This window comes from Diaphorobacter caeni, assembly GCF_015354245.1.
Lineage (GTDB): Bacteria > Pseudomonadota > Gammaproteobacteria > Burkholderiales > Burkholderiaceae_C > Diaphorobacter_A > Diaphorobacter_A caeni.
This window is the reverse complement of record NZ_JADKYZ010000020.1, coordinates 1-13851: the sequence shown is the minus strand read 5'-3', so window position 1 is coordinate 13851 and position 13851 is coordinate 1. Positions and strand designations below refer to the sequence as shown.

Sequence of the window (13851 nt, the reverse complement as noted above, 5' to 3'; positions counted from 1 at the left end):
GAGGCCACCATACCCGTTTACAAAGCGAACAGGAAAGTCAATGAAATCAACGGTCTACCCAGACCACCCCCGCGCCAGTGCTAGCTTTGCGTACCGTCACTTATTGCACTGAAAACGAGGAGACCCCATCAAAGAATTTACGGATGTTTGTTTGGTCCCTGAGTTCGCTGACTATCCCGCTGCGTCTGATGCATTAGTCAAATCAACTGATATTTGGGGTGATATCGCAAGTGGTTCAATTGTCACACTCAATCCTGGCCGAGTGGTGGTTATGCCAGGATACGCACCTATGGGGTGCCCGAGTGCGGGGACAACACTTAATACACGCATGACAACATTTGCTACAAATGAGACAACCTATATAGCGAAGCAAATTTTTCCAGAAAGCTTCAATGCCGGTGGTGACTTCAACAATGCGGTTAACGATTTCAATTCGTCTTTGCTTTCTTCAAGTCAGAGTGCTGTAACAACGCTTAAACAGACAGTAATGCTCAATATGATCAGGGATGGTCATATTATGAATGGGCGATCTAACTCAAATGATTTTGCTGTCAATCTTGCTACTGCAAGTGCAAATCAGGCTTCCCGCGTTTCCTATGCCTCCATGGCAAAGATCGCTGAAGGTGCGTTGCCGAAACTACGTAACGTCATCGATCTGACCATCATTTCACTTTTTCCTATCATTTTGGTTTTGGCAATGCTTGCCGGAACCAAAGGTGGGGCGGTTCTAAAAGCCTACGTGATGGGCATGATGTGGGTGCAGCTCTGGGCTCCTTTGTATGCTGTCATCAATTACCTGATGAACTTCCAATTGCAAACTACGCTCCTGCCTAAAACACAAGGGCAGGGTGTAGCAGGGTTCAATTTGCTCAATGTGATGCCAATCCAAACAGGTGCAATCTCTGAGCAAGCCATTGCAGGCATGCTGACTATTTCCATTCCAATGATAGCCTACGCTGTTATCAAGGGCGGGGAGGTGGCAATGTCAAGCGTTGCTTCCAGCCTTATGAGCCCTGCTGTTGGCGCGGCCTCATCGCAGGGTGCCGCTGCTGGTCTTGGCAATTCGCAAGCTGGAAACACGCAGTGGTCGAATATGGCAATGAATAATAATACTTGGGGTAATAATACAGGTAATAATAGGTCAACAGGAAATACTCAAGAAGATAATTACTCGGGCGGCAATTATACTGCTAATAACTCTATGGGGAATAAGCACGATCTTGCATACGCAGAAATGAGTTCGGCAGCGTCTACTATCTCGACAAATGAAGGAAGTATGAAATTTGAAGGCGGACGCTTGGTTGGCGCTTCCCTCAGTGGGTTCGATATGGGTGGTGTATCGTTTGGTACTACTACATCTATGGGTAGAACGGCGACACAAGCATCTGGTGAGAATGCTGCGACTTCGCAAGCCCAATCTGCTGGATTTGTTGCTTCAAATAGCTCATCCTTCTCTCAAGGAGTGGGGGCATCAAGCTCCTATGGCACCGGAACAGGCGTAACGAATACATGGGGCGGAGGTAATAATTGGAATAGTGCCAATAACTATTCAAGGTCGTCAGACGCTTCAAGATCCGGCGAAGGTTCGACGAATGTTTCAAATGCTGAATCTATGAGAGTAGGTTCGAATATCGGCGTCGGTGGATCTGCTCAGAATTACTCTGGTTCAGAATCTTCAAGCTCACAAGTCTGGCAGACACCAGGAAATTCGGGCGGGGCATCGGGTTCGCCGGGTGGAGCTGCTGGCGGATCTCCTGGTGCTAGTACTCCTGCTCAAGTTGACCGCAATACAAAGACTGCAGGTACTCGTAAGAGCATGGACGGTAAGGGCGGTATTGGTCTGGATGTGAGCACATCTCAGCAGCAAATTGACTCCGGCACTACAAGAACCGCTGGAGGTCAAACCGAGTCTTCTTCACGAGCTGTATCGGATAGCAAATCTGCAAGACGTGACAATGCGGTATCAGAAACGGAAAATCAGGGATCGCAAGGTCAGTCTAATCTTGGTGCGAATTACACCAGCAACATGCAAGCCACGCGATCAGGAAATGTTTCTGCAACATCGGGAACAACGGCCTCTTCTCAGGTAGCTGATTCAAAAGGTAATCAAGCTACTTTATCTGTGAATCAAGCGCGTGACATTTGGGAATCTCGGCTTGCAGCAAATGGAGGGGATGCCAAGGCGACTATTGCTGATATGGCTGCAAACAGTAAAACATATGCTCAGCAGGCCTTGAATCAAACTATGGGTGGCGATTTCAAATCGTCGAATGGTGTAGGCTCTGGGCCAAATTCTGTGTCCGGTGAGAAAGCGAGGGGAGCAGGTCAAGTTTCTGCTGCTAACGCTGCAAATAATGCGGCAGTCGCAGAAAACTATTCAGCTAATGCGGGTGTTGTAGCATCCCAAATGCCCTCGTCAGATGGCATGTCTGAAAAAGTTGGAACGATGAAATCTGGCGTTGCAGGGCAACTTTCCGATGGTGCTGGACAGGTTTCAAAGCTTGGTGGTATGTCACGAATGGAGTCTTCCGCCAATATAATTGGCTCGATGGCATATCAGCAGATGGATAAAGGTATGGGAACATTAATCGCAAACACATTTTTTGGAGGATCCGGATCCAGTGCGCCAACAGATATGGGTGCAACTGTCAGCCGTGTGGCGGCGTATAATCCACAAGTAGCGGCGATTGTGAAATCCCATTCTAATGGGAATCAAATCACGCCTGCGCAGTTGAAGGTAGTCACTGACGCCATAAAAAACGACAATACAAAATAAAAAAATGGTGGGCGCATGACGCCCACCATTTAAATTTGTCTGGAAATAATCAATAGATCACATTGACCGGGCAGCGTATGTCGGTCAGATCCATCTCGGGCGGTGTTTGTTGTGCCTCATAGACGTTCACGTCCTCATGCATGTGCCCAACTGGAGCGCTATCGGCATCGGCCACGAAAGCAGCTCCTGCTGCGCCTGTGCAGGTCTTGCGAGTGCTACGCCCGTGCGTAGCAGTGAACATAGGCTTGATCTCTTGACGCCGCACGCCGAAGAACATGAGCTCAAAAATGTTCAGCTCGTACTCGTACTTCGGCCTGCCATACAGCGGGTTCCACCAGGCAGGGTAATACACCACGTCCAGCGCGGAGGCGAGCAGCTTGTGAAAGTCGTGCTTGAATTTCATTTTGTTCATTTCATTCTCCATGAGCAATCGGAGCCTTGCCCTACCTTCACTTATAAATCTCTCCCATTTTTTTGTCAAACCAAAAATTGTTAGTGATTTATTCGCGTCACGTCAGAAAAGAAATTGAATTTCGGAATCACTACCCATGGGACTACGCAACCGATGACATAGGGCACATGTCCGCCAAAGTCATTTTTGACCGAGGCATATTTTCAAGGAGTACCCATGTCGTTCATTAATTCCGTTTCTTCATTCTTCTCACGTCACATTCATTCCTTCGTCTCATTCATCTTCTTCAAGGTGACATTGGGATCTCAAGGTTGGAGTCACAAGGGAAATTCGAGCTCCATTCGAAAACACGTCTTCTACAAGACGGTTCAGATTGGTGCATACTCAGCGAAAGCCATAGTTCAACTTGACCCGCAATGTCTCGTTGACCATAAGCGTGCCAAGACGTATGTTCTTCGTCTGGAAGTTTCTGGCCCTGATATTTCGCCATACGCGATCACCCAGACAAACGTAGATCCACTTATCCCGTCTTCAATGGACGATGCTTTGGAAGCAGCTCTTCAGCGTGTTATGCACTTCATGGATGAGCCAATGCTAAATCGCCGCCGTGTTCTTTGATCACCGGCCTCAATAAATCCCTCGATGCTTCGGCATCTTGGGATTTTTTGTTTTTGGACTGAATATGAATGCCATTTGTTTAAAACTCTGCTATGCTTGCATAGCAAACATTAATCATATTCGTTCAAAGGAAATCGAATGACTGCATCCTACAAGGAACTGCTGGCCCAGAAAGCCTCTCTTGAAAAGCTGATTGAAGAAAAGCGCAAGGAAGAGCTGAGCAGCGGCATTCAGCAAATCAAAACGCTGATGGCCGATCTTGGCATTACGATTGCTGATATCACCGGCAATGCATCGCGTCGGTCTAAGACAGCGGCAACGTCCATCGCGCCCAAGTATCGCGATCCAGCCTCCGGCGCTACGTGGACAGGTCGCGGCAAAGCGCCATTGTGGATCAAGGATGCGGTCGACCGCACCCCTTTCGAAATTAAGTGACGGCACTGCCCGCGAGCACGCCGCAAGGTGCTCGCCCATGAAAAAAAGCCCTGATACCGAAGTATCGAGGGCTTTTTTGTTTATTCAGCGATCGCAAGTTCAACTGCTTCACTGAACGCATTCGTGATGTCCTCAACTGATGTGCAGAGAGGGGCGATCACGTCAAACTTCTTGAGCGTGGAATGCAATGAGTTTGTTTCTCCCAAAAAGAGAAAAACAACTTTGATTCCAGCCTTCTGCGCCATTGAGATCTCTCCCATGGCAGCATTCAAATAGCCAGGATCGCCATCTGTGATCAAAATGAGCACACGCTTGGCCTCCGGTCTATTCATTAGACTCTGAGTCGCCTCATACACTGCTGTATCAGTTCTTGTGGAATTGGTCAGGTGCATAGGGCGTTCTTTGGTCTTTTGCCATGAAGCATCGAAGCTCTTGTAGAGCACGACTTTGCGGCCAAAGGTCCACACGTTGAATGGCACATCGTTTGCTGACAAGGCAGATCCGATTTGCCAATACACAGGCAACAACGCGGCGAGAGGCGAAGTATTTTGTACACCTTCGCAGCTCATCGACGGAGCAGTCATAGACGTCGAAGTGTCAAGAACCAAACTGAAAACAGTATTGACTCCATCAGCTTCTTCATCCATTCTGAAAATGTTGAAGTTCCCGGTTGCTAGGCCAGCGATTCTGGATGTAGCCAGTCTGCGACCTGAATCACGGTAGTAACTGCCACACTCCAGTCGAGACTGGATGAGATCCGAGATCCGTCTTTCAACAGATCTTCCGATCAGTGGAGCCACGATTCCGCGAGCCCTGATCATTGAATCCGCTAGATGCTTATCGTTGACTGCATCGTATCGAATCAAGTTCTCCATTGCTTCAAATGTGTCTACTTCCGCTTCCTCACGCGGTTGTAAATCAGGATCTCCAACCTCACCCGTGATGGGCTCAGTCAAATCGCCTTGCATTTGAGTCATGGTTTGTACCAGCTCTGTGATCTTGTCGCCCAAATCACCTTCATGCTTTTCTGAAGCATTGCTGATGATTTCTTGGACTTTCGAATCCTCAGAGTCGTGGATCAGCAAAAACAACTCTTCAGCCAAGTCACTGGCTTCAGAAGTGCTCTTGATGGTATCTGCTCTCAATAACAAGTCGCAAAACTTGCTTTCGAGCTCTTCGCCAAAGCGATCGATCACCTTTTGCTTGTATGAACTTGCGTTCTGAACAAGTGTTGGATGGCCGTAGCATTTGGCGCAAAGATCAAGCAGGATGTAAGCGTGGATGTCACTGTGAGGATTACTGTCCATAGATGGATCAAAGTCGTAGAAGTGAGCATCAATCAGGTGAGGGACACCTAAAAGAATGTTTTTTCTGCAACCTGGATAAATCTTGGCGAACGCGTTTTCCATCCAGTAGTCTTCGATGCTGTTCATGAATCCCTTGAAGATTCTTGCAGAACGTTTTCCATATTTCAACATGAATGCTTCAATTTTGGACGTCCACACCTCAAAGTCTGTGAGACGAACATGACCACATTCATGATCCAAGAGCGCATTCATCAATACGAATTGCGCTTCTGAGCCGAACGACGGGAAAATAGGCAATGTGATGGTTTTTCCATCAGTCGATGCTGTCGAAGCGAAACGACTGAAAACCACTTTGACGTTTCTGGATCGGCCAATAGCCTTTGCCAAAGCTGTCAAAGCAAAGCAATTCCCCAAATTCTGCTTGCCAGATAATCCGAGAACTGATTTCATGATTTAATCCCTTTTAAAAAATTAATTCCGTGTTGGAATTGACATGTGCATCAGTTATCGGTTGCGGCCATGCAGAGCGAACAAATGACTATCAAACTGGTTTTTCTTGCAGTCTTGGCATTAACTTCAAGCGTTGAGGCGCGGACAAAGGCGCTGAATCCAGCGGACCAATTCACGTTGAGTGGTAGGGTGGTGAAGGTGGTCGACGGCGACACAATCGACGTACTGAGTCAAGAGTCACCGGCTGCGGGCGCTGCAGCGCCACCGCGCCTATTCACCACGCGAATTCGACTTGCCAACATCGATGCGCCGGAGTCATCGCAGGCCTTTGGTGCTCGCTCTCGTGAGAACTTGGCCAGCCTCGTCGCTGGACTGGATGTGCATGCCCAGTGCCTCTATCGAGAGCGCAGACCCAACATCGAGGAATCACGTCAACGGGCTATTTGCACCATCACTCGCTCGCTGAGCGCCAGTGGCCGCACGATCGACGTCAACGAGCTTCAGATTCGGGATGGCTTCGCCTGGTACGCCATTGGATTTGCGCACCAGCAGACTGAGGCGGTTCGCCGAAGCTATCAGGAGGCAGAAACATCGGCCAGAAGCCAGCGCCTTGGCCTGTGGCGCGACCTCGGATCTGCGGCCCCGCCAGTCGCGCCTTGGGACTTCCGCAAAGCCAAATCAGGCAAGGGAGATTGATTGGGGCACCGCGGCGCGATTTCCGAAACTCCGTATCGGCGTTGTGTGAGCGAGCAACAGATGACAAGCGATACCGAAGCGAGCACGCAACCTGTCTAATGCGTGTCCGAGCTGATGGGTCCTGCCAGACCCAGCCCAGTTCCTGGCCCCTGTTTTGTCGACTCTTGGCGCTGCCCCCCGCGCCATTGCTTGAGCAAACCAGCACCTACCCACATGGCCTTTTCCCTCATCAATCGCTGTCCGGGCTTGTTAGCACCCGGCCCTACGTACAGCGATCGATCGAGCCTTTCCCTCAATTTCCGCGACGTCGGAAAACGCTCTTTGACGTCATTCGAACTTAGTTTGGCGTCAGACCATCCCGGACCAACGTTCTTTAACGTCAATCAGCGTCAGATAGCGCTGATTGACGCTCAAAAATTTGACGTCAACTAACGTCAAATTCGCTGTCAGAGAATGTCCGTGTAAATTTCTTAGCAACCAATAAGAATTGGCTGAATTACTCGTAAGTCATTGATAAATAATGACAAATTAGAAATCATTGTGCTCGCATTTTAGGAGCAAAAGAGGGGGATTTGCGTTTTTGAGTTTCAAATTAGCGCGCTGTGCTTTGCACGTTGCAGCAATAAGAATACAATCCGACGCAACGACCCAAGGTCGGTACGTGCTGCAAAAAAGGTCTTAGGACAACCTGTGGCACATCAACCGTTTTGTCTTTTGCGGGAGCTGGTCTGGCAGGCCGGATCCCCAGAAAGACGAAAGCCCCAAGCTGGCAGGCTGGGGGCTTTCAGGGGAGGATGCTTCAGGGTACTTGGCAGAACTCTGAATTTTTATCGAGTATGAGCTACTCAATGCACCAGGATGGTTCTGTGCATTGTAGTCGCACGTCAATGGATCTGCAATGCACACGCGAAAAAACTTTGTGAAGTTTTTTATCGGTTATTCATGCGCCGGTCATTTACTGCGCGACCACCGTAGCTCGTCATTAAAAATGAGAGCAGCGAATGGCGTCAGTAAATCACGAATTTGGCATTAAGCGCCAACTTCAAACTCCGCTCGACCATTTTCAAGCAGTCTGCCCGACACAACAAAATACGCTTCTCGTGATGAGAGGTAGGGGGGCAGACCAACCACAGTGGCTTCGCTTGAAGCCTGATGTGTCGAGTCAGGTCATCCGAAATCTCAAGGGAGCGACGGATGTCTATTTCACGCCCAATGAGTTTCGTGGGGCGCGAACACTCTCCCGCCTTGATGCACTCAACGCATTTTTCATCGACATCGACGCCCACGGTGAGGGAGACGCGCGAAATCCAGTTGATATCGGGGAAGAAGCTCTCTCCAAGCTTCGCACTGCACGACTGCCAGAGCCCAGCTTGTTGGTCTACACAGGGCGGGGCGTGCATCTCTATTGGTCTTTCCACCGCACGACCGGCAAAGCTTTGCCTCGCTGGAGAGCTGTCCAGCAGATCCTGTGCTCAACACTCGATGGCGATCGACACGCGATCGATGCTTGCCGCGTGCTGCGCATGGTGGGCACATCCAACACCAAAGCGCCTCCAGAACGCCAGACAACAACCGGAATCGTTCTGAAATCGGAGCGCTATGACTTCGACTGGCTTTGCTCCCAGATCCTGCCTGTCGCCCGCGAGACTCTGCGAGAACAGAAGGCCAAACGGCTTGAAGACAAGGCGGCGCGAGCGAGCTCGCAAAAGCAGAAGAAGCTCGCCAAGTTCTCCAGCAATATTTTCGACGTTTGGCATCAGAGATTTTTGGACATCCTGGATATCTCCCGTGCCAATTTTGGTCAGCAAGTGCCTGCAGGCCACCGGAACAACATCCTTTTTCACCTAGCAAATGCACTGTCGTGGTTCACGACAGGCGAAGCACTCCGCCAAGAGATTCATGACGTAGCCAGCGCCCTGATGCCTTCCTTCACGCAAGCGCAAGTCCAGTCGTGCGTGACATCTGTGTTGTCCAGATCCGCTGCACATGTGAGCGGTGTTCAGCAAAAGTACAAGGGCAAGCCAACAGATGCCCGCTATCGCTACAAGACCGAAACTCTTTACTTCATCTTTGAGCCACTGATCAAAAACGTTACTGGCCTCATGGATCGGTTGCGCACCATCGTCAGTCCAGCGGAAAGCGCCAAGCGCAAGCTGCAGAGCGAGCGAGAGCGTGAACAAGCTAGAGATCGGGTGCAAGAAGGCCGCTACAAACAGAGCAGGGCAGACGTCCGAGCGATCAGCGATCAACGCAAGGCGCTCGCTCACTCGATGGCCTTGGCCGGTGAATCGGTTTCCTCGATCGCCAAGGCACTCCAGGTCACGGCTCGGATGGTCCGGAACTACTTATCCGGGGCCGACATCGGGCCTTCAAACGCCGAAAAGCCCAAGGCCCCAGCGACCCCACAGACCCAACAAATAACGCACCCAGTGGCCGTTCTGACGCCCGCCACGGGCATCGCCACGCACGTCGCCGCCAAGGAGCTGCCGACCACAGGTAAAACGATGGAAATAAGCGCCCCTGCTGTATGGTGGCCGAAGGCCGGGGTTTGCGCGTCAGCGCCGGTTTTTATGGGAGTTTTAAAAAGCAGTAGTACGGAGTTAGAGGGGCGTGCTGTGGTGGATCCGCCAACAGACCATCAAGGGGCGTATGACAAGGCCGTCGATCGATTTAAACGCTGGTTGGAAGTTCGGCAGGGGAAAAAAAATGAATGACGAATTACCGAATTCAATTTTGAAGGCGCGAGAGAAAAATGCCAGTTGATATTGCTGCACTCCGGGATATAGCGCTTGGGCGTGTATTAAGTTTTTTACATGCCGATGGTGATTTTGTGAAAGTCGATAGCTCTTACATGTCACAAAACAACCAGTCACGACGTTATTACGTGACGACTCAGAATTCGAGTGTGACTCACGAGCTTGTCATCACCGGCTCGAAGTGGGTCGATAAGACTGGCCGTGGGCAATCTGGGGTCGTCTCAGAAAACGGAAAATAAAGCACGCTAAGCCGGTTGTAGGGGTCGGAGCGGCCTGAACTTGCCCGCGCCGATCTTGGCGCTGCTGCGCCAGAGGTAATCGCCGGTCAGGTTGATGTGCTCCCAGCCGAGCGGAGATAGATACTGCAACAGCGCATCATCGACCGCATGGCCGTTGCCACGCAGCGCGTGCGCTGCCCGCTCCAGATAGACCGTGTTCCACAAAACGACGGCCGCCGTCACCAGGTTGAGGCCGCTGGCCCGGTAGCGCTGCTGCTCGAAACCGCGGTCGCGGATTTCGCCCAGCCGGTTGAAGAACACAGCACGGGCCAGTGCATTGCGCGCTTCGCCCTTGTTCAGCCCGGCATGCACGCGGCGCCGCAGTTCGACACTTTGCAGCCAGTCCAGAATGAACAGCGTGCGCTCGATGCGACCCAGCTCGCGCAGGGCGACGGCCAGACCATTTTGGCGCGGGTAGCTGCCGAGCTTCCTGAGCATCAGCGAGGCCGTCACCGTGCCCTGCTTGATCGAGGTGGCCAGCCGCAGGATTTCGTCCCAATGGGCGCGGACGTGCTTGATGTTGAGCGTGCCGCCGATCATCGGCTTGAGCGCGTCATACGCGGTATCGCCCTTGGGGATGTAGAGCTTGGTGTCGCCCAGGTCGCGGATGCGCGGCGCGAAGCGGAAACCGAGCAGGTGCATCAGCGCGAAAACGTGATCGGTGAAGCCTGCCGTGTCGGTGTAGTGTTCCTCGATGCGAAGGTCGGACTCGTGGTACAGCAGGCCGTCGAGCACGTAGGTCGAGTCGCGCACGCCGACGTTGACCACCTTGGTGTGGAACGGCGCGTACTGGTCGGAGATGTGGGTATAGAAAGTCCGTCCTGGACTGCTGCCGTACTTCGGGTTGATGTGCCCCGTGCTCTCGGCCTTGTTGCCGGTTCGGAAGTTCTGGCCGTCCGATGACGACGTGGTGCCGTCGCCCCAGTGCTCGGCGAAGGGATGCCGGAACTGGGCATTGACCAGCTCGGCCAGCGCCGTCGAGTACGTTTCGTCGCGGACGTGCCAGGCTTGCAGCCAGGCGAGCTTGGCGTAAGTCGTGCCGGGGCAGGACTCGGCCATCTTGGTCAGGCCCAGGTTGATCGCATCGGCCAGGATCGTGGTCAGCAGCAGGTTCTTGTCCTTGGCCAGGTCGCCCGATTTCAGGTGCATGAAGTGCCGGGTGAAGCCTGTCCACTCATCGACTTCGAGCAACAGTTCGGTGATCTTGACGTGCGGCAGGATCATCGCCGTCTGGTCGATCATTGCTTGCGCTGTGTCGGGCACGGCTGCATTGAGCGGCGTGATCTTCAAGCCGGACTCGGTGATGATGGCGTCGGGCAGGTCGTTGGCCGCCGCCATGCGGTTGACCGTGGCGAGTTGCGCTTCCAACAGTTCCAGGCGCTCCCCCAGGTACTGGTCGCAGTCCGTGGCCACGGCCAGCGGAAATTCGCTGGACTGCTTGAGGCTGGCGAACTTCGCGGGCGGCACCAAGTAGTCCTCGAAGTCCTTGAACTGGCGCGAGCCCTGCACCCAGATGTCGCCCGAGCGCAGCGAGTTCTTCAGCTCCGACAGCGCGCACAGTTCGTAGTAGCGCCGGTCGATGCCGGCGTCGGTCATGACCAGCTTCTGCCAGCGCGGCTTGATGAAGTCGATCGGGGCATCCGCAGGCACCTTGCGGGCGTTGTCGGTGTTCATGCCGCGTAGTACCTCGATGGCGTCGAGCACGTTGTTCGCGGCGGGCGCGGCTCGCAGCTTGAGCACATCGAGGAATTCCGGTGCGTAGCGGCGCAAGGTCGCGTAGCTCTCGCCGATGCGGTGCAGGAAATCGAAGTCCTCGGGCTGAGCGAGCCTCTGTGCCTCGGTGACGCTCTCGGCGAAGGCATCCCACGACATGACAGCCTCGATGGCGGCGAACGGGTCGCGGCCGGATTGCTTGGCGTCGATCAGCGCCTGGCCGATCCGCCCATACAGGCGCACCTTGGCGTTGATGGCTTTGCCCGACGCCTGGAAATGCTGCTGATGCTTGTTCTTGGCGGCATTGAACAGCTTGCCCAGAATGCGGTCATGCAGGTCGATGATTTCATCGGTGACGGTGGCCATGCCCTCGATGGCCAGCGCCACCAGGGTAGCATAGCGCCGCTGCGGCTCGAACTTGGCCAAGTCGGCGGGCGTCATCTGGCCGCCCTCGCGGGCGATCTTGAGTAGCCGGTTCTGGTGCACCAGCCGTTCGATGCCGGTAGGCAGGTCGAGGGCCTGCCAGGCTTTGAGGCGTTCGATGTGTTCGAGCATATGCCGAGAATTGGGCTTGGCGGGAGACTGGCGCAGCCAAGCCAGGCAGGTCGTTTTGCCGTTGTCGCGGCGTTTCAGCAAGTCGTCGAGGCGATGCCGATGCACGTTCAACAACGGTTCGGACAGGGCTTCGTAGATACGCCGGTTGGCTCGGGTGATCGCCTCGGAGCTGGCGCGCTCGATGGCATTGAGCGCGGGCAGAATGATGGACTGCCGCCGCAGATGTTCGATCAAGGCATCGGCCAGCACGATGCCCTTGTCGGTCTGCATGGCCAGCTCGGTCAGCGTATGCACAGCCTGCCGGTAGTGGCTCATCGTGAAGGGCTGGAAGCCGAACACGGTTTGCAGCTCGACCAGGTGCTCGCGCCGGGTCTGCTCCCGTTGCCCATACTCGTCCCAGCTTTCGATGCCGACCTTGAGCTGGCTGGCGACCAGTTTCAGTAAGGGCGGGAACGGCGGCTGATCGACGCCAAGGATGATGCCGGGAAAGCGCAGGTAGCAAAGCTGCACCGCGAAGCCCAGGCGGTTGGCTGGCCCGCGCCGCTGCCGAATGATGGAGAGATCGGCTTCGCTGAACCTGATTAGAAACGTGCCTCAGCGAGGCTCACCCCATGAGCTTGTGACTCACTAATCTGGAGTCTTCTTACAGTGGGGTGAGCACCATGGCCTTCAACCAGATTCAGTTCCAGCACGGCATGTCGATTCCGGAATTCCTTCGTAGCTTTGGCTCCGAGGCGCAGTGCGCCGAAGCGATCAAGGCCGCGCGCTGGCCTGAGGGATTTCGCTGTCCGCGCTGTGCCAGCAGTGATCACTATGTGGTCGGCCACGGTGCCCGTAAGCTCTTCCAGTGCAATGGCTGTCGGCATCAGACCTCCCTGACCGCAGGCAGTCTCATGGCACACACCAAACTGCCCCTGACGACCTGGTTCTTGGCCATCTACCTCATCAGTCAGGCCAAAACCGGCCTGTCGGCCCTGGCGCTCAAACGTCAGCTTGGTGTGAGTTACCCCACGGCCTGGCTGTTGCATCAGAAGATCAACCGGGCCATGGCCACGCAAGACGCCACCCACCAACTCAGCGGCACGGTGCAACTCGATGACGCTTACCTCGGAGGCGAGCGCACAGGCGGCAAAGTCGGACGGGGCTCCGAGAACAAGGTCCCCTTTGTCGCGGCTGTCTCGGTCAATGATCACGGGCATCCGATGTTCATCAAGCTCAATGTGGTCAGAGGGTTCACCTCTGAAGCGATCAGCAAGTGGGCCAAGTCCAATCTGGCACCGGGCACCAGCGTGCACAGCGATGGTTTGGCCTGCTTCAGTGCGGTGGCCGATGCCGGTTGCCTTCACCTCCCGATGGTGGTCGGCTCCCTCAAGCCGCGCGACCTGCCCAGCTTCAAGTGGGTCAACACCGTGCTGGGCAATCTCAAGACCACGTTGGCCGGAGCCTTCCATGCCCTGAACTACCGCAAGTACGCCGAGCACTACCTTGCTGGCTTCGCCTACAGGTTCAACCGCCGCTTCGATCTGCGTGGTCTGGTCGCAAGTCTCATCGTCGACGTCGTGAGAGCAAAGCCCATCAAGGAAAAGACGGTCAGGTCGCATGCTGAGGCACGTTTCTAATCAGGTCGCTGAATGTGTAATGTCGGATCAGGTCGTCTTTGGTGTCCGGCATCGCCAGCAGGCTTTCGCGCTCGGCGGCGGACAGGATTGAACGGCGGGGCATGCAGTCTCCTTCTTCTTGAAAACGTAGGTTTGCGACAAGCCCGCTCAACCCTCTGGCGCGGCACGGGAAATCAAGGCATTGCGATTCTCGAAAACAGTTCTTGAAACTTTATTCTTGAATTCTTATCATATCA

The 13851-nt window shown here is 53.8% G+C and carries 9 protein-coding genes and 1 pseudogene; 6 read left to right on the top strand and 4 right to left on the bottom strand.

Features of this window, described 5'->3' with window-relative positions:
* The first annotated feature begins 127 nt into the window (after positions 1–127).
* Complete coding sequence (locus tag ISG32_RS27130) at positions 128–2776, top strand: conjugal transfer protein TraG N-terminal domain-containing protein (protein ID WP_323746005.1); 2649 nt, start codon at positions 128–130, stop codon at positions 2774–2776.
* 49 nt (positions 2777–2825) lie between these two features.
* Here the strand turns inward: ISG32_RS27130 and ISG32_RS27125 are convergent, their stop codons facing one another.
* Complete coding sequence (locus ISG32_RS27125) at positions 2826–3188, bottom strand: hypothetical protein (RefSeq protein WP_194774105.1); 363 nt, start codon at positions 3186–3188, stop codon at positions 2826–2828.
* Positions 3189–3404: 216 nt separating this feature from the next.
* Here ISG32_RS27125 and ISG32_RS27120 point away from each other — a divergent pair, with 216 nt between their 5' ends.
* Both ISG32_RS27120 and ISG32_RS27115 read left to right on the top strand, forming a co-directional pair.
* On the top strand, positions 3405–3806 hold the full coding sequence (locus ISG32_RS27120) for a hypothetical protein (RefSeq protein WP_194774104.1): 402 nt from the start codon (positions 3405–3407) through the stop codon (positions 3804–3806).
* A gap of 138 nt (positions 3807–3944) precedes the next feature.
* Positions 3945–4241: an H-NS histone family protein gene (locus ISG32_RS27115; protein ID WP_194774103.1), complete on the top strand. Its 297-nt coding sequence runs from the start codon at positions 3945–3947 to the stop codon at positions 4239–4241.
* 80 nt (positions 4242–4321) lie between these two features.
* Here ISG32_RS27115 and ISG32_RS27110 read toward each other — a convergent pair whose 3' ends face one another.
* Positions 4322–5998, bottom strand: a complete 1677-nt coding sequence (locus ISG32_RS27110; protein ID WP_194774102.1) for a VWA domain-containing protein — start codon at positions 5996–5998, stop codon at positions 4322–4324.
* Positions 5999–6082: 84 nt separating this feature from the next.
* Between ISG32_RS27110 and ISG32_RS27105 the strand changes: the two genes are divergently transcribed.
* Entirely contained in the window at positions 6083–6694 is a 612-nt protein-coding gene (locus ISG32_RS27105) for a thermonuclease family protein (RefSeq protein WP_194774101.1), read from the top strand.
* Between the two features lie 1001 nt (positions 6695–7695).
* On the top strand, positions 7696–9408 hold the full coding sequence (locus ISG32_RS27100; protein WP_194774100.1) for a primase C-terminal domain-containing protein: 1713 nt from the start codon (positions 7696–7698) through the stop codon (positions 9406–9408).
* A gap of 287 nt (positions 9409–9695) precedes the next feature.
* Here ISG32_RS27100 and ISG32_RS27095 read toward each other — a convergent pair.
* A pseudogene (locus tag ISG32_RS27095) lies at positions 9696–12572 on the bottom strand (Tn3 family transposase); the annotation flags it as partial.
* A gap of 86 nt (positions 12573–12658) precedes the next feature.
* On the opposite strand from ISG32_RS27095, the gene ISG32_RS27090 reads away from it, so the two are divergent.
* Positions 12659–13615, top strand: coding sequence for an IS1595 family transposase (locus tag ISG32_RS27090; RefSeq protein ID WP_194774099.1), 957 nt, complete (start codon positions 12659–12661; stop codon positions 13613–13615).
* Here ISG32_RS27090 and ISG32_RS27720 read toward each other — a convergent pair.
* Complete coding sequence (locus ISG32_RS27720) at positions 13587–13718, bottom strand: DUF4158 domain-containing protein (protein ID WP_228530158.1); 132 nt, start codon at positions 13716–13718, stop codon at positions 13587–13589. The genes ISG32_RS27090 and ISG32_RS27720 overlap by 29 nt on opposite strands.
* Between the last annotated feature and the right edge of the window lie 133 nt (positions 13719–13851).